We start from the raw sequence: 20,053 nt of genomic DNA, 5'->3' as shown, positions 1-20,053 counted from the left end.
ATAGGTTGCAATGGGGCTATGGCCGTCGGCATGCTGACCGAAGCGGCAAGGCGCTTCGCCTCCGACCGATGCCTCGCACCGGCGCAGGCGGCGCGCCTCGCCATCCTGGTCGAGGAACTGGTGATCAATGCCCGCGAACATGGTGGCGTGGCGGAGGACCAGCCGATCCACCTGACACTTGCGGATGGGCCCGAGGGACTCGTGGTGACCCTGACCGATCCGGGCACGCCCCACGACCCGCGGTCGCACGTCGCCGCCGACAGGGTTCCCGAGCGGGGGGGCGGGGCGGGGCTCGATCTGGTCCGGCAATGGACCGATATCCTCGACTATCGCCGGACAGCGGGCCGCAACGAACTGACGTTCCGCCTGCGGGCGGCATGAAGCCCGGCACGGTCCCGGCTCATGTTACGGAGCGCTTGCGGTGGCCCTTTCGCTGATCCGGAGCAGGGGCTATGGCAGGCGCCTGTCCGCTGACGGGGAATGACATTGCAACTGTCCGGTACCGCCGCTTCTGCGGCCATTCATTTCAGCGATCTGGGGCTCGACCCGATCGCGCTCGATCTCGGGATTCTGCAGATACACTGGTATTCGCTGGCCTATATCGCGGGCATCCTGCTCGGTTGGTATTATCTGACCCGGCTGATCGCGCAGCCCAATGCCCCGATGCAGCGGCGCCATGCCGATGACTTCGTCTTCTATGCGACGCTCGGCATCCTGATCGGCGGGCGGCTCGCCTATGTGTTTTTCTATCAGCCCGAAATCCTGATGCACCCGCTCGATGTGTTCAAGCTGTGGCAGGGCGGCATGTCGTTCCACGGCGGGGCGCTCGGCGTATCGGTCGGCATATTCTACATGGCGCGGCGCGACGGGCTCAGCTGGCTGCGTATTCACGATTATATCGCCTGCTGCACGCCCTTCGGCCTGTTCTTCGGGCGGCTCGCCAATTTCGTGAATGGGGAGTTGTGGGGCCGACCCACCGATGTGCCCTGGGCGATCATCTTTCCGTCTGCACCGGACGGGCTTCCCCGCCACCCGAGCCAGCTTTACGAAGCGGGGCTCGAGGGCCTGCTGCTGGGACTGATCCTCGCCTTCTTCTTCTGGCGGACCAACGCGCGCAACCAGCCGGGCAAGCTCGTCGGCATCTTCCTGCTCGGCTATGGTCTGAGCCGCTTCTTGGTCGAGTTCTTCCGTGAGCCCGACGTGCAGCTCGGCACGTTGAGCTGGGGGCTGACCATGGGGCAGACGCTGACCCTCCCCATGCTGGCCGGAGGCGTCTATCTGATCGCAACGGCCGGGAAGCGGCGGTCGATCGACGCACAAGGGTAAAGCTTCTCTAACCATATCTTATTATGGTGCTGTGATTTGAATGGCGCAGAAGCAGGCCGATGCAGAGTGAAGCGAACTTCTCCGAGACGCTGAGTCAGAGGATCTCGGAGCAGGGAAAGATAAGCGTCGCCGACTATATGGAAGCGTGCAACGCGCATTATTACGCATCGCACGACCCCCTTGGCGCCAAGGGGGATTTCATCACCTCGCCCGAGATCAGCCAGATGTTCGGCGAGATGATCGGCCTGTGGTGCGCCGATCTGTGGGCGCGTTCGGGGGCCGAGACGGTCCACTATGTGGAACTGGGGCCGGGCCGGGGAACGCTGGCCGTCGACGCTTTGCGCGCGCTGGCGTCGCAGCGCAGGCATCCCCATGTCCACTTCGTCGAGACGAGTCCGGTGCTGCGGGCCGAGCAGCGGCAGCGTCTGCCCCATGCCACCTGGCACAATGCCATCGAAACGCTTCCCAGCGATGCGCCCTTGCTGATCATCGCCAACGAGTTCTTCGACGCGCTGCCCTATCACCAATATATCAAGACCTACTCGGGATGGCGCGAACGCATGGTCGCCCTCGACGACGAAGGCTTCCGCTCGGTTCCCGGTGACAAGCCTGCGGAGAAGAAGGTGCCGGAGCGCCTGCATGATGCCATCGCGGGGAGTATCTATGAGACATGCCCAGCTGGTCTCGCGATCGCCCGCGCCTTGGCGGGGCAGGTGGCGCGTCAGGGCGGGGCAATGCTGGCGATCGACTATGGCCATGAGAATTACAATGCCGGCGATACGCTGCAGGCGCTCAACGCCCATGCCTATGCCGATGTCTTCAGCAATCCCGGGGCCAATGATCTCACGGCGCATGTCGATTTCACCGCAATGGCGCGGGTCGGCAAGCTTGGCGGCGCGCGCGTGCAGGGACCGGTATCGCAGAGCTTCTTCCTGAACACGCTGGGTATCACCGCCCGCGCGGCGTCGCTCTCCCGCGCACATCCCGAGCGGACCGAGGAGATCGGGATGGCGCTGCACCGGCTGACAGCGGACGAGGAGATGGGCACCCTGTTCCGCGCGCTCGCGCTGGTGTCCCCATCCTGGCCGCCGGCAGCTGGCTTCACGGGCGCATGAAGCGGTTGATTCTCTAGGGATCTCGGTTCGGTACGATGACCTGCGCCATCGGCGGGTTGTCGGTCGCGACGCTGTCGATCATTTTGAGAATTTGCGCATCAAAGCGAAGTCCGTAGTTGAAGCAACTTGCCGGATCATAGCGAGTTTGACCCTGGGCGCAGAGTGACCCGACATGAATGCCGATGGCTGCATTCTGGGCTGAGTCGAAATACATTCCGCCAGACGAGCCTGGTGTTGAATCCGCCGACGCCGCCAACATGCGCCACGTGTCGCTGATCCGCATGTCATAGTCATGGTCGACGACGACGTTGCTGGGGAACAGCTTGGTCTGGCCGCTCGTCAGCCAGGGATGCTCTCTCCTCAGGGGTCCACCATGAAATGCGGCCAGTTTGACCGTCGGCGTGGAGAGGCGGTTCAAAATCTTGACGGCGGGAATCGATCTGACGGCAACCCGGCGTTCAAGCTTGAGCACTGCCACATCATAGGAGCTGTCATAGCGATGGCGCGCATCCGCCCATTCCGACAGTCCGTACCGAAAGCCGATAACGTCGCGCAACGCGCCTTGGCCGTCATAGAGGCGGAAGGTGCATTGCCTGGGCGACAGGGTGTTGCTCCCTCTGCCGCCTGCGCGTGATCGCTGGAAAAACAGGTGGGCGGCCGTTACGACTGTGTCGCTACTGCCTACGATCCAGCCCGTTGCCGACTTGGCGACGCTGGGATTGGCTGGATCATGGCATTGGATCTCGCCGACCGTGTCAAATCGTGTTGCGAGGTCGTTCGACCAGCTGAACTGGTCGGACTTTGGTCTGCCCGCCAGCAATATGGCAGCCGAAGGTGCTGGCCATGCGATCGCCGCGACCAGCGACGGGAACAGCGCGAGTCTTGAAATACGGCATTCGATACCGCTCTTCGAAGGCTTCCGAAGCAGCATGAAGTTTACCCTGTCTAGATTGCACCAGCCGGACGCGACCGCATTATTGGCTTCGGTCAGGCAAAGATCGCTTCGGCCCTACCTGGGATGCCGACCCCGATTTCAATCCCGGCTCCGGGAGGCCATGCGTTCAGAAACCTGGTTGCCAACGGATCTGCGGCAGTTTCCCCATGCATAATCGCTGCTGCCATCTCGAGGGGAATGGACGGAGCAGCGGACAGGACTTCCGTCCGCCCTGCCCACGTTGAAGGGCTTTGATTGGCTTTCATGGCTCACCCTTTCGGTTCGGTTGGCGACAGCGGCCATTCCATCACAAGGGGGTGAAAATCGGGTTACCCAAGCTCGCTCGCAAAGCTGCGGAAACTTCGTGAGGGCAATTTCACGTTCTGAATATCAGATTGATTATTAGACGAATTTCTCTGAAGGGGCGGTCGGTAAGACCTTTGTCTATTCCCTTGGGCACGAAGGCGGGTCGACCGCGTTCTGCTTCAACCAGATCGCTCACCTCGAAGCCTGCGTTTCCGCATAGCCTCATGCATTCGCAAATCAGCGCAGGGTGACGAATATCTCCGCTTCGAGTACCCAATGGTCGCCGACCTCGCGCCACTTCGCGCTATAGCTGCCGCCGCAGGACGGCGTCCCGCCGCCGGGAGCGATCGAGTCCCATTGGCCCGTCTCCAGCGCGAGCGGTTCGACGGCCGAGATGACTATGCTCTCAGAAGTGCGCACATAGATTTCGCGTCCCTGCTGGGCGAATTCCCGCTTCCACACCGCCAGCTGGGCTTTGCGACCCCCAATCACCGCGCTGTCGCTGCCCGTTACCATGACGACGTCGGGTGCAAGCAGCGGCTGGATTGCGGCGAGATCACCTTCGGCGATCGCGCGGTTGAACGCGGCGCGGCGCACGCGGATGGAAAGTTCGGCAGCTGTGGTCATGGTTCCTCGGTCACCTTAGGCCTGTGCCTGCCGTATAGCATGAGGTCGCCACGCCTCCCCGTCAGCTCTCGGCTTCGGGAATGCAGGGGACGGGGCGGGCCGACTTGCGCTGAACCTTGGTGGTCGCAAATTCCTCCGGGGTCAGGATATTGCTGCGATCGGCATCGGCCTTGGCGAAGCGTTCGCTCGTCTTGGCGGACCATTCCTCGAAGCTCAGCCGCCCGTCGCCATTTGCGTCGAGCTTCGCATAGGCCTTCTGGCGGCTCGCCAGATATTCGTTGCGGCTGATCTTGCCGTCCTTGTCCTTGTCATAACGGCCGAAGCGCTTTTCCTCGCGGGTCTTCTCGCTGGCTGCCGGCGGGACGGACATGGGCGCGTCGCTGGCGGCGGCGGTTTGAGCCGGTGGCGGGATCTCGGGGCCCGCCGCGTCGCTCCGCCACAGCATCAGGCCGCCGCCTGCCAGCATGAGGCCCGCCGCTCCAACCGCCAGATAGCGCCACATCGCTCGCTCTCCCCGCAATCCCGTCTCCGGGGACCAGTCTATCGTCCGAGCAGCGCGTAGGCGAGACTGCGAAACAACCGTTTTGGAGAAGCCTGTCGACGGCGCTGTCCGGCCGGCAGTTCGGCATCTTGCCGCGCGAGCACCACCAGCAGGCCGAGCGGGCGGAGACTGCGTGGCCAGCGGCCGATATCGACCCGCGCGAGGCGGTCCCGGGCCGCCGCTCTCGCCAGTTCGCGGCTCTCGAACGACTGGAGGCGGTGGCCGAGATCGGCCAGCGCCCAGCCGGCGCCCGCAGCATCTATATCCCCCGGCTCTTGCCCGAGCAGACGTGCGGACAGCCGGAACAGCGGCGCGCCGCGGCCGGCTCCATGGGCGCCGATCTGGTCCGGCGCAATCGCTTCGCCTTCGAGGAGCGCGGCCCAGCCTTCCTCCAGGGCTGCCATCTCGCCTCCGCGCAGTCCTGCAGGCAGAAGCGAGGCCGCCAGCGCCTGCAATAGCGGTTCGGCCGGAACTTTGGCGTTCTGATCGTCGAGCGCTTCGAGGGCATCGCGCCACCAGACGAGCCGCATCGATCCGATCAGCGGATCGCGGGCCGCTGCGACGATCGCCCCCATGCGCTCGTCGAGTGCCCACAGCGTGGCCAGCGCCGAGCGGCGGTCGGCGACGGCGTGGCTGAGGGCCAGCGCTCTTTCAGGGTCGGCGAGCGAGAATATGTCAGGTGCGGGGATGGACGCTGGCGTCGAGATGGCGCTGGAGCGCATCGATCAGGGTGCCCCGGCTGAACGGTTTGCGAATGAGTTCATATTGGTTGGCATAGCCGAGTGCCAGTTCCTCGCTATAGCCGCTGACAAGGATGATCGGCAGGTCCGGCCAGCGGCGGTTGAGCCGGCGCGCCAGGTGGATCCCGCTCAACCCCGGCAGAACGACGTCGGTCAGGACGATGTCGAAATGGGCGGTCTCGGGTTCCGTCAGGGCGAGGGCTTCCTCAGCCGAGTTGACGACAGTGATGTCGAGGCCAAGGTCCTCCAGCATCAGGCAGGTAACCTCGGCGATCTCGACCATATCCTCGACGTAGAGCAGCCGTGGAGAGTGCGTGGCTTCCCGCAAGATCAGGGGTATGTCCTCGGCCTTATACTTAAGGTCATCAGGCATGTGACCGCTCCCGAGTACGCGACTCGGGAGCAGTGTAACACATGTGCGCGATCGGCCTCCCCGCAATATGCGGGACGGTTATGGCTTTTCGGGCAGTCAGCCGCGATAGGTCACAGCCTTTACGGCCTCCACCACATCCGACGCCTTGAGCAGCGCCGCCTTTTCCAGATTGGCGGCATAGGGCATCGGGATGTCCAGGTTGGTGACACGGCGGACGGGCGCGTCGAGATCGTCGAACGCCTCTTCCATGGCGATCGCGCTGAGTTCGGACGCGATCGAGCAGACCGGCCAACCTTCCTCGACCACGACCATGCGGTTGGTCTTCTTCAGGCTTTCGAGCACCGTCTTCTTGTCGAGCGGGCGCAGCGTGCGCAGGTCGATCACCTCCGCATCGATACCCTCGGCTTCCAGCTTCGCTGCAGCGTCCAGCGCAACGCCGACGCCGATCGAATAGCTGACGATCGTCACGTCCTTGCCGGGGCGGGCGATCCGGGCCTTGCCGATCGGCAGGACATAGTCGTCGAGCTTGGGCACGTCGAAGCTCTGACCGTAAAGCAGTTCGTTCTCGAGGAAGACGACCGGATCGGGGCAACGGATCGCTGCCTTCAACAGGCCCTTCGCATCTGCCGCCGAATAGGGCGAGATGACGATCAGGCCGGGGACCGACGCATACCATGGCGCGAAATTCTGGCTGTGCTGCGCGGCGACGCGCGCGGCGGCGCCGTTCGGGCCACGGAACACGACCGGGCAGCGCATCTGTCCGCCCGACATATAATTGGTCTTGGCGGCCGAATTGATGATGTGGTCGATCGCCTGCATCGCGAAGTTGAACGTCATGAACTCGACGATCGGCTTCAGTCCGCCCATCGCCGCGCCCGTGCCGATGCCGGCAAAGCCATATTCGGTGATCGGCGTGTCGATGACGCGCTTGTCGCCGAATTCGTCGAGCAGCCCCTGGGTCACCTTATAGGCACCCTGATATTGCGCCACTTCCTCGCCCATCACGAACACGTCGCCATCGGCGCGCATTTCCTCGGCCATGGCGTCGCGGAGCGCTTCGCGAACGGTCGTCTTGACCATCTCGGTGCCCTCGGGGACTTCGGGATCGGCCACGGCCGGGGCGGCACCGGTCACCAGCTGCGCGGTGCCGGTTTCGGTCTTCGGCTTGTCGGCCTTGGGTTCGGCGGCCTTCGGTGCCGGGGCTGCGGCGGGGGCAGGCTTCGCCTGAGGGGTTGCGTCCTCATCGTCGCCCGCGATACGGGCGATCACGGTGCCGACCTTCACCCCTTCGGTGCCTGCGGCGATCACGATTTCGGCAACCGTGCCTTCGTCGACCGCTTCGAATTCCATCGTCGCCTTGTCGGTCTCGATTTCGGCCAGGATGTCGCCCGATCTGACGACATCGCCTTCCTTCACCATCCATTTGGCGAGGGTGCCTTCCTCCATCGTCGGGGAAAGCGCGGGCATCTTAAGGTCGACAGCCATCAATATTGTCCCACCAGCACGTCTGTATGGAGCTCGTCGAGCTCGGGTTCGGGCGACTGCTCGGCGAAATCCGCCGCCTCGGTCACGATTGCCCGGATGTCCTTCTCCAGCTTGCGCAGATCGTCCTCGGTGACGCCGAGCGCTTCCAGCTCCTTCTTGAGATGGTCGATCGGATCGGACTTGTCTCGCACCGACTGGACTTCCTCGCGCGAGCGATATTTGGCCGGGTCGGACATGGAATGGCCGCGATAGCGGTAGGTCTTGAGCTCGAGCAGGATCGGGCCCTTCCCGTCGCGGACCCACTTCACGGCTTCCTCCGCCGCGCCGCGCACGGCGAGCACGTCCATGCCGTCGACCTGGATGCCGGGAATGCGGAAGCTCTCGCCGCGGCGATAGAGCTGGTCTTCCGACGAGGCGCGGTTGACGCTGGTGCCCATGGCGTACTGGTTGTTCTCGATCACGAAGATGATCGGGAGCTTCCACAGCTCGGCCATGTTGAAGCTTTCGTAGACCTGGCCCTGGTTCGCGGCACCGTCGCCGAAATAGGCCATGGCAACGCCGCCATCGCCCGAATATTTATGCTTGAAGGCGAGGCCGGCACCCAGGCTGACCTGCGCGCCGACGATACCGTGGCCGCCATAGAAACGGTGCTCGACCGAGAACATGTGCATCGAACCGCCCTTGCCGCGGCTGATGCCGGCGGCGCGTCCGGTAAGCTCGGCCATGATCACCTTCGGATCGATGCCATAGGCAAGCATATGTCCATGGTCTCGATAGCCGGTGATCACCGAGTCCTTGCCAACTTCGAGCGCCGACTGGAGCCCGACGGCGACCGCTTCCTGGCCGATATAGAGGTGGCAGAAGCCACCGATCAGGCCGAGGCCGTAGAGCTGGCCCGCCTTTTCCTCGAAGCGACGGATAAGCAACATCTGCCGGTAGAATTCGAGCATCTCCTCCTTGGTCGCTTCATAGCGCTCCGGTTCGGCCGGTCGTTCGCGATTAGGCACCGGCGGCATGGCCGCAGCGGCCTTGGCGGTGGAGGATGCGGGGGCGCGCGCCGTCGTCTTCTTCGCGGCGGCGCGGGGCTGTGCTGGTTTCGCCAAGCTTATGGCTCCTTGGTGTCCCGGGGAGGGGTGACTCCGCGCATATAGGCCCGCGCGCGCTGCGATTTCAACGCAATCGAACGGCAGGCACGTTAAAATATTGTCGCCTCCCGCAATCAAATTGCCTGCCGCTATGGATTGCGGCGGCTATCGGCGAAGGTCAGTTGCGCGGAATGATGATCTCGTCGGGGCGGACCTGACCGGTGGATTTGCGCACGAGTTCCTCGCCGAAATCAGGGTCCACGCGCGAGGGGTCGAGCAGGCGGGCATGATGGCTCAGCTTCGCCCTGACCGTCTCCATCCGGTGGAGTTCCTGAGACTTGCGCGCGAGCTCCGACCGATAACCGCCGAGCGCAAGCAGTCCATTGGGACCGACCAGCGCCGAACCGGCGAAATAGCCGATGATGAGAATCGCCACCGCCGGCAGTGCGGCGCTGCGTGCAGCCTGGATGAGGGGCGCGCGATTCATCCAAAGACAGAATCACCTCTGAGTCCCCGGATCAAGCCTTTTTCGTGTCGTTTCGCCCTGATTCCATGGCAAATTTCGTCGAGCCGAGGCGGGCGCGACAGTCCGTGCAGGCGGTGGTTGAACCGTACTTACACAAGATGTGGTGGGTGCAGGCGTGGAATGGGTTCGATGGCTACGAGTGGTGGTGGTCGGGCTTGTCGACAGGACATGGCAGCTTGTCCCGCCACGCCGATGGAATGGTTTCGGCGACGCGCCTATAGGCTCGGCCATGGTGCTTCATCTCTATGCGATCGGACTGGGATCGAACCGGTGGCATGGGCGGTTCGGCGCGCCATCCGACGTGCTGCGTGGCGCGATCGCTGCGCTGGCCGCTGCCGGACTGTCGATCGAGGCCCGCTCCGCGATCCTGGCCACCCCGCCGCTGGGCCCTTCCGCCCGCCGCTTCGCCAATGCCGCGATCCTCGTCCGCACACCGCTCGATCCTTCAGCCCTGCTCGACCTGCTGAAAGATGTTGAGGTCCGGTTCGGCCGGCGTCGGGGGCGTCGCTGGGGAAGCCGTGTGATCGACCTCGACATATTGCTCTGGTCGGGTGGCCGCTGGAGTCGCAAACGCGGGCGGGCGCTGCACATTCCCCACCGCGAAATCGAGCGCCGCGATTTCGTCCTGCGTCCGCTCGAACATATCGTGCCGGGGTGGCGGGTGGGCCGATCGGCCCGCACAGTTCGCCACGCGCGGCATCGTCTGAACCGCTATAGCCTGAGCTGACGTTCTGGTTGACCCGGAGGCGCGCGGCTCATAGGGAGGCGGCTTCGGTGGGTCCGTAGCTCAGTCGGTAGAGCAAGCGACTTTTAATCGAGAGGTCCCGGGTTCGAATCCCGGCGGACCCACCAGATTTTTCCCAGAGCATATCGGCGCGACGCGCCATCGAACCCCGGCATGCCGTCCGGTCATGGCCGTTTGGAACGCCGTGCTCGTGATATCCGCAATCGAATTCGCAGCCCGCCGACGCTACCGATGTCGGCGACACCTCTTCTTCCCTTTTTGCCTTTCTCTTGGTTGTCGGGCGCTTAACCCTAGCCCGTTACAGGCGTTTAAGGGCTCCGCGCTAATCCTCATCACGATCGGGTCGGAAGGGAATAGAGAATGCGGAAAATCTTCAAGCTTGCGCGGGACAATCGCGGCGCCACGGCGATCGAATATGGTCTGATCGCGGCGCTGATCGCGGTTGCGGCGATCACGGCGATGTCGGCGCTGGGCAACCAGCTGACCACGACCTTCACCAACGTCAGCAACAACATGAAGGCGTCCTGAGCCTTCTTCTTTTCTGAGCTTCCGCTGCCCCGGCCGGTGCGTATCTGCCGGCCGGGGAAACCCTGGGCAGCGGTACGACCGGAGGCGGAGGGGCCTTGCTCCTCCGCTTTTCGTTCCCTAACTGTTCGCGGGTGACCCAGGATTCCCCCGCTTTGGAGCCGCCCTATCTGCGCGGTCTCAACGAGCCGCAGCGCGAGGCCGTTCTCACCACCGAAGGGCCCGTCCTGGTCCTGGCCGGGGCGGGGACCGGCAAGACCGCCGCGCTGACCGCACGGCTTGCCCATCTCGTCGCCACCCGTCGGGCCTTCCCGTCGGAGATATTGGCGGTCACCTTCACCAACAAGGCTGCGCGCGAGATGCGCGATCGGGTCGGACGCATGCTCGGCGAGGCGGTCGAGGGAATGCCCTGGCTCGGCACTTTCCACGCAGTCGCTGCGCGGATGCTGCGCCGACATGCCGAGCTTGTCGGCCTGACCTCCAGCTTCACCATCCTCGACACCGACGACCAGCTGCGGCTGCTCAAACAGCTGCTGGCGGCGGCGGACCTCGACGAGAAGCGCTGGCCCGCGCGGCAACTGGCCGGGCTGATCGATCGCTGGAAGAATCGCGGGCTGACGCCGTCCGACATCGACGCCGGCGAGGCCGAGCAGTTCGCGAACGGGCGCGGCGGCGAGCTGTACGAGCAATATCAGGAGCGGTTGCGCGCGGTGAACGCCTGCGACTTCGGCGACCTGCTGCTGCACATGCTGACCATATTGAAGACGCACCGCGATGTCCTGGCCTTTTACCAGGACCGGTTCCGCTATGTGATGGTCGACGAATATCAGGACACCAACAGCTCCCAATATTTGTGGCTCCGGCTGCTTGCGCAGGAGCGCAAGAATATCTGCTGCGTCGGCGACGACGATCAGTCGATCTATTCCTGGCGCGGCGCCGAGGTCGCCAACATCCTGCGCTTCGAGCGGGACTTTCCCGGTGCGGCAGTCATCCGCCTCGAACAGAATTACCGGTCGACGCCGCATATCCTGGCAGCGGCGAGCGGGCTGATTGCGAACAATGGCGGGCGGCTCGGCAAGACGCTGTGGACCGAGGAAGCCGATGGCGAAAAGGTCCGCGTGATCGGTATCTGGGACGGCCCCGAAGAGGCGCGGCGCGTCGGCGACGAGATCGAGGCACATGAGCGATCGGGACGCGGGCTCGACCAGGTCGCCATCCTCGTCCGCGCCCAGTTCCAGACGCGCGAGTTCGAGGACCGCTTCATTGCGATCGGCTTGCCCTATCGCATCGTCGGCGGCTTCCGCTTCTACGAGCGTGCCGAAATCCGCGATGCGCTCGCCTATCTGCGGGTGATCAGCCAGCCGGCCGACGATCTTGCGTTCGAACGGATCGTCAACACGCCCAAGCGCGGATTGGGGGACAAGGCGGTCGCCAAGGTCCACCAGCTGGCGCGGATCGAGGGCATCCCGATGACGCTCGCCGCCGCGCGCATCCTCGGCACCGACGAATTGACCCCGCAGGCGCGGCGCGCGCTCGGCAATCTGGTCGGCGACATCGCCCGCTGGCGCGATCTGCTGTCGCAGCTGCCGCATGCCGAACTGACCCGGCAGGTGCTGGAGGAGTCTGGCTATGTCGCGATGCTGCAGAACGAGAAGTCGACCGAGGCCGAGGGTCGGCTCGAAAATCTGAGCGAACTCACGCGGGCGATGGAGGATTATGCCACGCTCGGCGATTTCCTCGAACATGTCAGCCTCGTCATGGACAATGACGCCGACGCCGACAGCGCGAAGGTGACGATCATGACGATCCACGCCGCCAAAGGGCTGGAGTTCGACACGGTCTTCCTGCCCGGATGGGAGGAGGGGGTGTTCCCGTCGCAGCGTTCGCTCGACGAAGGCGGGCTCGCCAGTCTCGAGGAAGAGCGGCGGCTCGGCTATGTCGCGATCACCCGCGCGCGGCGGCGCTGCACGATCCTCCACGCCGCGAACCGGCGAATCTACGGGCAATGGACCTCGTCGATCCCGTCGCGCTTCATCGCCGAACTGCCGGCGGCGCATCTCGAATCCGAGACGACCATGTCGGGCGGGGAATCGCTGTGGCGGGCGCAGTGGTCCGAACATGCCGATCCCTTCGCGCATGTTGGGCGCAGCCAGGGCAGGGGCCCCGGATGGCAGCGGGCAACCGCCGCCGGCGGGCTCGGCGCTCCGCAGACGGGTGCGCGGGTGGTCGAGGCGCGCGCCTCGGCGGTCAGCTTCGCCCAGCCGGCGCGCAAGGACATCGCGCTCGGCCAGCGCGTGTTCCACACGAAGTTCGGCTATGGCGTGGTGGTCGAGATCGAGGGCAACAAGCTGGAGATCGACTTCGAGCATTCGGGCCGCAAGCGGGTGCTCGACAGCTTCGTTTCGCCGGCCGAGAAATAATTTCTAGCATATCAGTAGAAATTGCATGCGCCGCCGCCCGAGCCTGTTGCGGTCGATCGATCCCAGCGCCTAGAGAGAGCCATGGCCATGCGCGAGTCTCCCTTCTCCATTCCGGCCTACCGCCATTTTTGGCTGGCCCGCTTCACCTCGACGATCGCGCTCAACGGCATGGTCGTGATCATCGGCTGGCAGGTCTATGACGTCGCCCGGCGAACGATGGCTCCGCGAGAGGCGGCGCTCCAGCTCGGCCTGATCGGCGTCGCGCAGTTCCTGCCGCTGATGTTGCTGACGCTGGTGACCGGGCTTGCCGCCGACCGCTTCGACCGTCGCTGGATCGCCCGCGCAACGACGGCCCTCGAACTCGTCTGCGCGGTCGCGCTCGGCTATCTGACCTGGACCGACCGGATCAGCCTGCCGGCTTTGTTCACGATCGCCGCGCTGCTCGGCGTCGCGCGGGCCTTCGCCGCGCCGGCGCTCCAGGCGCTGTCGCCCAATCTGGTGCCGCGCCCGCTGCTGCCCCAGGCGATCGCGATGAGTTCCTTTGCGTGGCAGGTCGGTGCCATCGCCGGGCCGCCCGTCGGCGGCTATCTCTATGCGATCGATCCACCGCTCGCTTATGCGGTGGCGGCGGTGTTGCTCGGTTTTGCTACGCTGATGCTGTTCCTGATCGGCCCCGTGCCGCGCACGGTGCTCGCGCGCGGGGGCAAGCCCTGGGAGCAGATGCTCGAGGGCTTCTCCTATCTGCGGCGCAACCGGCTGGTGCTCGGCGCGATCTCGCTCGACCTGTTCGCGGTGCTGCTCGGGGGCGCCACCGCGATGCTGCCTATCTATGCGCGCGACATATTGCACATCGGATCGTCGGGGCTCGGCCATCTGCGGGCGGCCCCTGCGGTCGGCGCGGCGCTCACCGCCTTCTGGCTGGGACGGTTCCCGCTGCGCAGCAATGTCGGGCTTAAGCTGCTGATCGCGGTCGCCGTCTTCGGCGTCGGCACGATCGCCTTCGGTCTGTCCTATCGCGCAACCGATCCGATGGCCGTCGCGCTGGCCTGTCTCGCCCTGCTCGGTGCCGCCGACATGGTGTCGGTCTATGTGCGCCAGTCGCTGATCCAGCTCTACACGCCCGACGCGATGCGCGGGCGGGTGGGCGCGGTGTCGACCCTGTTCATTTCCGGTTCGAACGAGCTGGGCGAAGCGGAATCGGGTTTCCTCGCTGCGCTCGTCGGCCCGGTCGCAGCGGTTGTCGCTGGAGGGATCGGCACGATCCTCGTGGCGGCCTTGTGGGCGCGCCTCTTTCCCGAGATATTGCGGGCAAGGACCCTCGATGCGCCCGCATCGTTAGATGATGTTCCAGGCCAGGAGAAGGCAGCATGACCAGATTTGCATCGATCTTGGAAACGATCGGCGGAACCCCGCACGTTCGCGTCAACCGGCTGTTCGGCGACGCCGAAGTGTGGATCAAGTCCGAGCGGAGCAACCCCGGCGGCTCGATCAAGGACCGCATCGCGCTGGCGATGATCGAGGATGCCGAGCGCAGCGGCAAGCTCAAGCCCGGCGGCACGATCATCGAGCCGACCAGCGGCAACACCGGCATCGGCCTCGCGCTCGTCGCGGCGGTCAAGGGCTACAAGCTCGTCCTCGTCATGCCGGAGAGCATGTCGCTCGAACGCCGCCGGCTGATGCTCGCCTATGGCGCGAGCTTCGACCTGACCCCGCGCGAAAAGGGCATGAAGGGCGCGATCGAGCGCGCGCTGGAACTGCAGGCGGAGACGCCGGGCGCCTGGATCCCGCAGCAGTTCGAGAACCCGGCCAATATCGAGGTGCATGTCCGCACCACCGCAGAGGAAATCTACGCCGATTTCAAGGATGAGCCGATCGACCTCATGATCACCGGCGTCGGCACGGGCGGTCACATCACCGGCGCAGCCCAGGTGCTCAAGGCGCGCTGGCCCGACCTCAAGGTGTTCGCGGTCGAGCCGACCCTCTCGCCGGTCATCTCGGGCGGCCAGCCCGGTCCGCACCCGATCCAGGGCATCGGCGCCGGCTTCGTTCCCGCCAATCTCCACACCCAGCTGCTCGACGGCGTGGTCCAGGTCGATCCCGCCCATGCCAAAGACTATGCCCGCCGCTCGGCGCGCGAGGAAGGCATGCTCGTCGGGATCAGTTCGGGTGCGACGCTCGCCGCCATTGCGCAGAAGCTGAAGGAATTTCCGGGCAAGCGCGTGCTCGGTTTCAACTACGACACCGGCGAGCGCTATCTGTCGGTGCCCGACTTCCTGCCCGAATGACGATTGCGATGCCGTCCACCCGACCATGGCGGGCGGCATCGTTCCCGTGACAATATAGTCGGATTGTAGGGATGTTCCGGTGCGGCCGGACGCCCTAGACAGCGGTCCCATGGATCGCACCGGCCATCATCTGCCCGCTTCGCATCTGCTGCTCGCTTTGGCGATCGTCGCGGTGTGGGGCACCAATTTCGTGGTGATCCGGCTGGCGCTCGACGAACTGCCGCCGCTGCTGTTCGCAACGCTGCGCTTCACCTTCGCCTTCCTGCCGGCCGCCTTCTTCATCCGCCGCCCGGCGGTGCGCTGGCGCTCGCTTGCGGCCTATGGCGTGCTGATCGGCTTCGGCCAGTTCGGCCTGCTCTATATCGCGATGCGTGGGCATATCTCGCCGGGGCTCGCCTCGCTGGTGGTGCAGAGCCAGGTCTTCTTCACCATCGGGCTGGCGATGCTGGTCAACCGCGAACGGATGCGCGCTTATCAGGGGCTGGCGCTGCTGATCGCGACCAGCGGCATCGCGCTTATCATCCTGCACGGCGATGCCAGCGCGACCCCGCTCGGCTTGCTCCTGACGCTCATCGCCTCGCTCAGCTGGGGCTGCGGCAACCATATCGCCAAGGCGAGCGGTACCAGCGACATGCTGGGGTTCGTCGTTTGGGCGAGCCTTTTCTCGATCCCACCGCTGTTCGCTGCCTCGCTGGTGATGGAAGGCTGGCCCGCCATGACGCAGGCGATCTCCCACGCCGGTAGCGGCGCCTGGGCGGCGGTGCTGTGGCAGTCGGTCGGCAACACGCTGTTCGGCTATGCCGCCTGGGGCTGGCTGCTGTCGCGCCATCCGGCGGCCAGCATCTCGCCGACCGCCTTGCTCGTGCCGATCTTCGGCATGGGCACCTCGGCGCTGGTGCTGGGCGAGGCGCTGCCCGGCTGGAAGATCGGCGCGGCTGCGCTCGTGATCGGGGGGCTGGCGTTAAACACGCTCTGGCCGATGATAGAGCGCCGCAAGCCGGTCGTTTAGACATCGGGTACCGAAGCGCGGCGGCCGACCATCCGCAAGGTCACGCCGCCAGCAGCAACTCGATCCGTTCGACTTCCCTGGCGAACTCGAACCGCAGCTGGTCGCGCTCATCCTCGGGCAACCAGTTCGCCATCTGCGGGAAAACGACCTTGTGATATTTGAACGTCCGCTCGTCCCACGGACATTCACTTTGAGCGCTTCTCGCCTCGTTCAAAAGGTCCTGCAACTCACGGCGGATTTCGTCGCGATCCGGCTCATAGGAGGGCGCAGCCGCCGAGTCGCCGAGGTCGAAGCCCAGCTGGGCCGCACCACCGAACAGATCGCCAGAGTTTTCCGCCATTTACCTGTCCAAAGCCGTTGCGGGCATCGCGCGCCCTGTGCGACAGAATATGAACGGGGGGCATCGGATGACGCAAGCCAAAACCATCGAAAAAACAGTGGGAGATTTCGGCGCCTCGGCCAGGGCCAAGCTGGCGGGCGGGGACGGTCAGCCGGAAGACCAGCTGCGCGCTCCGCTCGAAACGCTCTTCGCCGACGTCGCGGCGATCCTGCATCCTGCCGTCCACAATCTCGTGATGATCGGGGAAACCTCGCTCGCCGAGATGCGCACCCGGCCCGATTATGCGGTCAAGGTCAACAATGCGTTGGTCGGCTTCATCGAGGTGAAGGCACCCGGCAAGGGAGCCGATCCGCGCAAGTGGAAGACCGGCCACGACAAGGAGCAATGGGACAAGCTCAAGGCGCTGCCCAACCTGCTCTACACCGACGGCGACAGCTTCTCGCTGTGGCGTGATGGGGCGCTGGTCGGGCAGATCGTCCATCTCGACGGCGGGGTCGAGCATGCCGGCGCGAAGCTCGCCGCGCCGCAGACATTCCTGCCGCTGCTCAATGATTTCCTCACCTGGAATCCCATCGCTCCCAAAAGCGCGAACGAACTGGCCCGCGTCTCGGCGCGGCTGTGCCGGTTCCTGCGCGACGAGGTGCTGGAACAGCTCGGCACCTCGCAAAAGAATCCTAAGCTGACGGACCTGAAGGACGACTGGAAGGCGCTGCTCTTCCCCGATGCCGACGACGACAAGTTCGCCGATGGCTATGCGCAGGCGGTCACCTTCGGCCTGCTGATGGCGAAGTCGAAAGACATGGCGCTGACCGGCGGGCTCGATCATGTCGCGAAGGAATTGGGCAAGGCCAATACGCTGATCGGCACGGCGCTCCGGCTGCTGACCGAGCAGGACCTGAATCTCGGCCCCGCGCTCGACACGCTGACCCGCGTTCTGGACGAGGTGTCCTGGGCGAAGGTGTCCAAGGGCGATCCCGAGGCCTGGCTCTATTTTTACGAGAATTTCCTTGAGGTTTACGACAATAAGCTGCGCAAGCTGACCGGCAGCTATTACACCCCGCCCGAGGTGGTGCGCACCATGGTGCGGCTGTGCGACGAGGCGCTGAAAAGCCCGCGTTTCGGAATCGCCGACGGGCTGGCCGGCAAGGACGTCCATATCGTCGATCCCGCCACCGGATCGGGCACTTTCCTGCTCGGCCTGATCGAGCGGATCAAGGAGACCGTTGCGGCGCGCGACGGCGAAGGCAATGTCGCGGCGTCCATGACCGAAATTGCCGAGCGGCTGATCGGCTTCGAACTGCAATTCGGCGCCTTCGCCGTGGCGCAGTTGCGGCTGCTGGCGGAGATGTTGGAGATCGGCGCAGACGCGACCCCGCGCCTGTTCGTGACCGATACGCTGGGCGATCCCTTTGCCGATCTCGAAACGGGTCAGGGCATCTATCGCGAGATTTCGAAATCGCGGACCGAGGCGAACAAGGTCAAGCGCAGCGAACCGATCACCGTGGTGATCGGCAACCCGCCCTATAAGGAAAAGGCCAAGGGCAAGGGGGCATGGGTCGAAAGCGGCACTAACAACAAGGTTGCGCCACTCGCCGACTGGCAGCCGCCAAAGGCCTGGAAAGTTGGGACTCACGCCAAGCATTTGCGCAATCTCTACATCTATTTCTGGCGCTGGGCGGCGTGGAAGGTGTTCGAGCAGGGCGCAGGCGGGCGCGACAAGCAGCCGCCGGTCGAAGAAAAGCTCGCCGGGATGGTCTGCTACATCACCGTGTCGGGTTTCCTCAACGGACCCGGTTTCCAGAAAATGCGCGCCGATCTCCGTAGCCAGTGCGACGATATCTGGGTGATCGACTGTTCGCCCGAAGGCCATCAGCCCGACGTGCCGACGCGCATTTTTCAGGGCGTGCAGCACCCGGTCTGCATCGTGCTCGCCAGTCGCTCGCGCTCGCCGGGCGAGGGGGCCGGGCGGGTACGGTATCGCGCACTTGCCAAAGGGCATCGTGAGCGAAAATTCGAGGAGCTGAAGACCATCACGCTGGGCGGCAAGGGGTGGAGTGATTGCGCCTTCGATCCTCGCTCGCCGTTCCTGCCTGAACTGCGTGAAGGCTGGGGCGCGTTCGCTCCGCTCGATGCCGTGATCGGCGATTGCGGCTCGGGGGTGATGCCGGGCCGTACATGGATCATCGCGCCGGATGAGGCGTCGCTGAAGCGACGTTGGGCAGGACTGATCGACGAACCGAATGCTGAGAAGCGCGCCATGCTCTTCCAGCCCCATATGCGCGATGGGAAACCCGGTGACCGGCATATCGGCAAATCGGGGAAGGCGCTTTGGTGGCCTCAACGCGAAGTGCTGACCGCCATCGAAGATGCGCCGAAGCAGATCGATGATGAAAATGAGAAGCTCCGGCTTTTGGCGCGTCGCGCCCTCGCCGGAGAGGCGCCGGTTCGATATGGTTTCCGCTCGTTCGACCGGCAGTATATTCTGCCGGATGCGCGGGTGATAAATCAGCCAAATCCAGGGTTGTGGGATAATTATAGCGATCAGCAGATCTATCTCTCGGCGCTGATGGCGCACAGCCCGAAGTCGGGGCCTGCCATCTCAGCTACCGCGTTGATACCGGATCTCCATCAATATATGGGCTCATTCGGCGGTCGCGTCTTCGCCCTCTGGAAGAACGCCGCCGCGACCGAATCCAATGTCTCTCCGGCAGTCGTCGCGCACCTGTCCAAGGCGTTCGGTGCGCCGGTCGATCCGGTCGATGTCTTTGCCTATGTCGCGGCGCTGCTCGCGCATCCGGCCTATACCGCCAGCTTCGCCGAGGACCTTGTCCGCCCGGGCCTGCGCGTGCCCCTGACCGCCGATGCAACGCTGTTCGCCGAGGCCGCGATACTGGGTCGCGAGGTGATCCGGCTGCACAGCTTCGGCGAACGCTTCGCCACCGAAGACCCGCCCCGGCCCCCGCGTGTCGCGGAGGGTGGCCCGACCCTGCCCAAGGAGGGGGCGATCCCCTCGACGACCGAGGGATTTCCCGACACGATCGACTATGATGCGGCAAAGCGCCGCCTGCTCGTCGGCACCGGCTTCATCGACAATGTGCCGCCCGCCGTTTGGGACTATGAGGTGTCGGGTAAGCAGGTGTTGCGTCAGTGGTTCAGCTATCGCCGCAAGAACCGCGAACGCCCAGTGATCGGTGACAGGCGCCCGCCGTCTCCGCTGGGCGAGATCCAGCCCGATCGCTGGCTGCCCGAATATACCAGCGAGCTGATCAATGTGCTCAATGTCCTGGCGCTGCTGGTCGAACTGGAGCCGAAACAGGCCGACCTGCTCAAGCGGATCTGTGACGGCCCCCTGATTCCCGCCAGTAAGATGAGCGGCTGAGCGTGAATGTGCCGCCGGGGAGGCGGGCCCTTGTCCGATCCTGGCGGCGTTCGGGGATTGAAGCGGCGCTTCGTTACAGGCGGTTTCAAAAGATTTCGGCTCTGACGACAGGGCGCAAGACCGGCGTGGCAGGAGGGGGCATCCTTATGGAGCACAGCCCGATGCCGACCCTCGAACTGATCGCCGCCCGCAGCATCCTCGGCCTGCTGGCGCTGTCCGATGCGCTGCTGCTGGCTTTTGCGGTTATCCCCACCGCCTGATCCTCCAACCCGGCTTGACTCGCTGTCGGGAG

General features: G+C 64.7%; 19 protein-coding genes and 1 tRNA gene. 11 read left to right on the top strand and 9 right to left on the bottom strand.

Annotated elements, in window-relative coordinates; translation table 11 throughout:
- Positions 1-18: 18 nt before the first annotated feature.
- The 3 genes from ACNI3R_RS11555 to ACNI3R_RS11545 all read left to right on the top strand — a co-directional run bounded on the left by ACNI3R_RS11555 (position 19) and on the right by ACNI3R_RS11545 (position 2,441).
- Positions 19-381 carry an ATP-binding protein gene (locus tag ACNI3R_RS11555; protein WP_426183396.1) on the top strand — a complete coding sequence of 121 codons (363 nt, stop codon included), beginning with the start codon at positions 19-21 and terminating at the stop codon, positions 379-381.
- Positions 382-480: 99 nt separating this feature from the next.
- The gene (gene lgt, locus ACNI3R_RS11550) at positions 481-1,326 is read left to right on the top strand and encodes a prolipoprotein diacylglyceryl transferase (protein ID WP_426183395.1); all 846 of its coding nucleotides are present in this window, start codon (positions 481-483) and stop codon (positions 1,324-1,326) included.
- Between the two features lie 59 nt (positions 1,327-1,385).
- A complete protein-coding gene (locus tag ACNI3R_RS11545) occupies positions 1,386-2,441 on the top strand; it encodes a class I SAM-dependent methyltransferase (protein WP_426183393.1) in 1,056 nt (351 codons plus the stop codon).
- A gap of 13 nt (positions 2,442-2,454) precedes the next feature.
- Here the strand turns inward: ACNI3R_RS11545 and ACNI3R_RS11540 are convergent, their stop codons facing one another.
- The 8 genes from ACNI3R_RS11540 to ACNI3R_RS11505 all read right to left on the bottom strand — a co-directional run bounded on the left by ACNI3R_RS11540 (position 2,455) and on the right by ACNI3R_RS11505 (position 9,019).
- Positions 2,455-3,372, bottom strand: a complete 918-nt coding sequence (locus tag ACNI3R_RS11540; RefSeq protein ID WP_426183391.1) for a trypsin-like serine peptidase — start codon at positions 3,370-3,372, stop codon at positions 2,455-2,457.
- 546 nt (positions 3,373-3,918) lie between these two features.
- Positions 3,919-4,308: a nuclear transport factor 2 family protein gene (locus ACNI3R_RS11535; protein WP_426183389.1), complete on the bottom strand. Its 390-nt coding sequence runs from the start codon at positions 4,306-4,308 to the stop codon at positions 3,919-3,921.
- Between the two features lie 61 nt (positions 4,309-4,369).
- Entirely contained in the window at positions 4,370-4,810 is a 441-nt protein-coding gene (locus ACNI3R_RS11530; RefSeq protein WP_426183387.1) for an EF-hand domain-containing protein, read from the bottom strand.
- A 38-nt stretch (positions 4,811-4,848) separates the two neighbouring features.
- Positions 4,849-5,571 (bottom strand): squalene/phytoene synthase family protein, encoded by a 723-nt coding sequence (locus ACNI3R_RS11525; protein WP_426183385.1) that lies wholly within the window; start codon positions 5,569-5,571, stop codon positions 4,849-4,851.
- Complete coding sequence (locus ACNI3R_RS11520; RefSeq protein WP_426183383.1) at positions 5,525-5,962, bottom strand: response regulator; 438 nt, start codon at positions 5,960-5,962, stop codon at positions 5,525-5,527. The genes ACNI3R_RS11525 and ACNI3R_RS11520 overlap by 47 nt, the downstream gene beginning before the upstream one ends.
- Positions 5,963-6,058: 96 nt before the next feature.
- Positions 6,059-7,447: a pyruvate dehydrogenase complex E1 component subunit beta gene (locus tag ACNI3R_RS11515; RefSeq protein ID WP_426183381.1), complete on the bottom strand. Its 1,389-nt coding sequence runs from the start codon at positions 7,445-7,447 to the stop codon at positions 6,059-6,061.
- Positions 7,447-8,550: a pyruvate dehydrogenase (acetyl-transferring) E1 component subunit alpha gene (pdhA, locus tag ACNI3R_RS11510; RefSeq protein WP_426183379.1), complete on the bottom strand. Its 1,104-nt coding sequence runs from the start codon at positions 8,548-8,550 to the stop codon at positions 7,447-7,449. The genes ACNI3R_RS11515 and pdhA overlap by 1 nt, the downstream gene beginning before the upstream one ends.
- 160 nt (positions 8,551-8,710) lie before the next feature.
- Positions 8,711-9,019, bottom strand: a complete 309-nt coding sequence (locus ACNI3R_RS11505) for an FtsB family cell division protein (protein ID WP_426183377.1) — start codon at positions 9,017-9,019, stop codon at positions 8,711-8,713.
- 268 nt (positions 9,020-9,287) lie between these two features.
- Here ACNI3R_RS11505 and folK point away from each other — a divergent pair, with 268 nt between their 5' ends.
- The 7 genes from folK (at position 9,288) to ACNI3R_RS11470 (ending at position 16,042) form a co-directional block, all read left to right on the top strand.
- Entirely contained in the window at positions 9,288-9,785 is a 498-nt protein-coding gene (gene folK / locus ACNI3R_RS11500; RefSeq protein WP_426183375.1) for a 2-amino-4-hydroxy-6-hydroxymethyldihydropteridine diphosphokinase, read from the top strand.
- A 49-nt stretch (positions 9,786-9,834) separates the two neighbouring features.
- A tRNA-Lys gene (locus tag ACNI3R_RS11495) sits at positions 9,835-9,910 on the top strand.
- Between the two features lie 253 nt (positions 9,911-10,163).
- Positions 10,164-10,331, top strand: a complete 168-nt coding sequence (locus ACNI3R_RS11490) for a Flp family type IVb pilin (RefSeq protein ID WP_426183373.1) — start codon at positions 10,164-10,166, stop codon at positions 10,329-10,331.
- 152 nt (positions 10,332-10,483) lie between these two features.
- Positions 10,484-12,748, top strand: a complete 2,265-nt coding sequence (locus tag ACNI3R_RS11485; RefSeq protein ID WP_426183371.1) for an ATP-dependent helicase — start codon at positions 10,484-10,486, stop codon at positions 12,746-12,748.
- Positions 12,749-12,829: 81 nt separating this feature from the next.
- The gene (locus ACNI3R_RS11480) at positions 12,830-14,119 is read left to right on the top strand and encodes an MFS transporter (RefSeq protein ID WP_426183369.1); all 1,290 of its coding nucleotides are present in this window, start codon (positions 12,830-12,832) and stop codon (positions 14,117-14,119) included.
- A complete protein-coding gene (gene cysK / locus ACNI3R_RS11475) occupies positions 14,116-15,033 on the top strand; it encodes a cysteine synthase A (protein ID WP_426183367.1) in 918 nt (305 codons plus the stop codon). Before ACNI3R_RS11480 ends, cysK begins: the two co-directional genes overlap by 4 nt.
- Before the next feature lie 109 nt (positions 15,034-15,142).
- Positions 15,143-16,042, top strand: a complete 900-nt coding sequence (locus tag ACNI3R_RS11470; RefSeq protein ID WP_426183365.1) for an EamA family transporter — start codon at positions 15,143-15,145, stop codon at positions 16,040-16,042.
- 40 nt (positions 16,043-16,082) lie between these two features.
- Here ACNI3R_RS11470 and ACNI3R_RS11465 read toward each other — a convergent pair whose 3' ends face one another.
- Positions 16,083-16,382, bottom strand: coding sequence for a hypothetical protein (locus ACNI3R_RS11465; RefSeq protein ID WP_426183363.1), 300 nt, complete (start codon positions 16,380-16,382; stop codon positions 16,083-16,085).
- Positions 16,383-16,449: 67 nt separating this feature from the next.
- Here ACNI3R_RS11465 and ACNI3R_RS11460 point away from each other — a divergent pair, with 67 nt between their 5' ends.
- On the top strand, positions 16,450-19,761 hold the full coding sequence (locus tag ACNI3R_RS11460) for a type ISP restriction/modification enzyme (RefSeq protein ID WP_426183361.1): 3,312 nt from the start codon (positions 16,450-16,452) through the stop codon (positions 19,759-19,761).
- Positions 19,762-20,053 lie beyond the last annotated feature (292 nt).

It is taken from the genome of Rhizorhabdus antheiae, assembly GCF_049889055.1.
Taxonomy (GTDB): Bacteria; Pseudomonadota; Alphaproteobacteria; order Sphingomonadales; family Sphingomonadaceae; genus Rhizorhabdus.
Note: the sequence above shows the minus strand (reverse complement) of the source record. Positions and strands in the feature narration are given on the sequence as shown.

What these genes read in the sequence shown, in the direction of transcription:
- ACNI3R_RS11555 (WP_426183396.1), top strand. Translation starts at nt 19, where the DNA reads ATGGCCGTCGGCATGCTGACCGAAGCGGCAAGGCGCTTCGCCTCCGAC.
- lgt (WP_426183395.1), top strand. Translation starts at nt 481, where the DNA reads ATGACATTGCAACTGTCCGGTACCGCCGCTTCTGCGGCCATTCATTTC.
- ACNI3R_RS11545 (WP_426183393.1), top strand. Translation starts at nt 1,386, where the DNA reads ATGCAGAGTGAAGCGAACTTCTCCGAGACGCTGAGTCAGAGGATCTCG.
- ACNI3R_RS11540 (WP_426183391.1), bottom strand. Translation starts at nt 3,372, where the DNA reads ATGCTGCTTCGGAAGCCTTCGAAGAGCGGTATCGAATGCCGTATTTCA.
- ACNI3R_RS11535 (WP_426183389.1), bottom strand. Translation starts at nt 4,308, where the DNA reads ATGACCACAGCTGCCGAACTTTCCATCCGCGTGCGCCGCGCCGCGTTC.
- ACNI3R_RS11530 (WP_426183387.1), bottom strand. Translation starts at nt 4,810, where the DNA reads ATGTGGCGCTATCTGGCGGTTGGAGCGGCGGGCCTCATGCTGGCAGGC.
- ACNI3R_RS11525 (WP_426183385.1), bottom strand. Translation starts at nt 5,571, where the DNA reads ATGCGCTCCAGCGCCATCTCGACGCCAGCGTCCATCCCCGCACCTGAC.
- ACNI3R_RS11520 (WP_426183383.1), bottom strand. Translation starts at nt 5,962, where the DNA reads ATGCCTGATGACCTTAAGTATAAGGCCGAGGACATACCCCTGATCTTG.
- ACNI3R_RS11515 (WP_426183381.1), bottom strand. Translation starts at nt 7,447, where the DNA reads ATGGCTGTCGACCTTAAGATGCCCGCGCTTTCCCCGACGATGGAGGAA.
- ACNI3R_RS11505 (WP_426183377.1), bottom strand. Translation starts at nt 9,019, where the DNA reads ATGAATCGCGCGCCCCTCATCCAGGCTGCACGCAGCGCCGCACTGCCG.
- folK (WP_426183375.1), top strand. Translation starts at nt 9,288, where the DNA reads ATGGTGCTTCATCTCTATGCGATCGGACTGGGATCGAACCGGTGGCAT.
- ACNI3R_RS11490 (WP_426183373.1), top strand. Translation starts at nt 10,164, where the DNA reads ATGCGGAAAATCTTCAAGCTTGCGCGGGACAATCGCGGCGCCACGGCG.
- ACNI3R_RS11480 (WP_426183369.1), top strand. Translation starts at nt 12,830, where the DNA reads ATGGCCATGCGCGAGTCTCCCTTCTCCATTCCGGCCTACCGCCATTTT.
- cysK (WP_426183367.1), top strand. Translation starts at nt 14,116, where the DNA reads ATGACCAGATTTGCATCGATCTTGGAAACGATCGGCGGAACCCCGCAC.
- ACNI3R_RS11470 (WP_426183365.1), top strand. Translation starts at nt 15,143, where the DNA reads ATGGATCGCACCGGCCATCATCTGCCCGCTTCGCATCTGCTGCTCGCT.
- ACNI3R_RS11465 (WP_426183363.1), bottom strand. Translation starts at nt 16,382, where the DNA reads ATGGCGGAAAACTCTGGCGATCTGTTCGGTGGTGCGGCCCAGCTGGGC.
- ACNI3R_RS11460 (WP_426183361.1), top strand. Translation starts at nt 16,450, where the DNA reads ATGACGCAAGCCAAAACCATCGAAAAAACAGTGGGAGATTTCGGCGCC.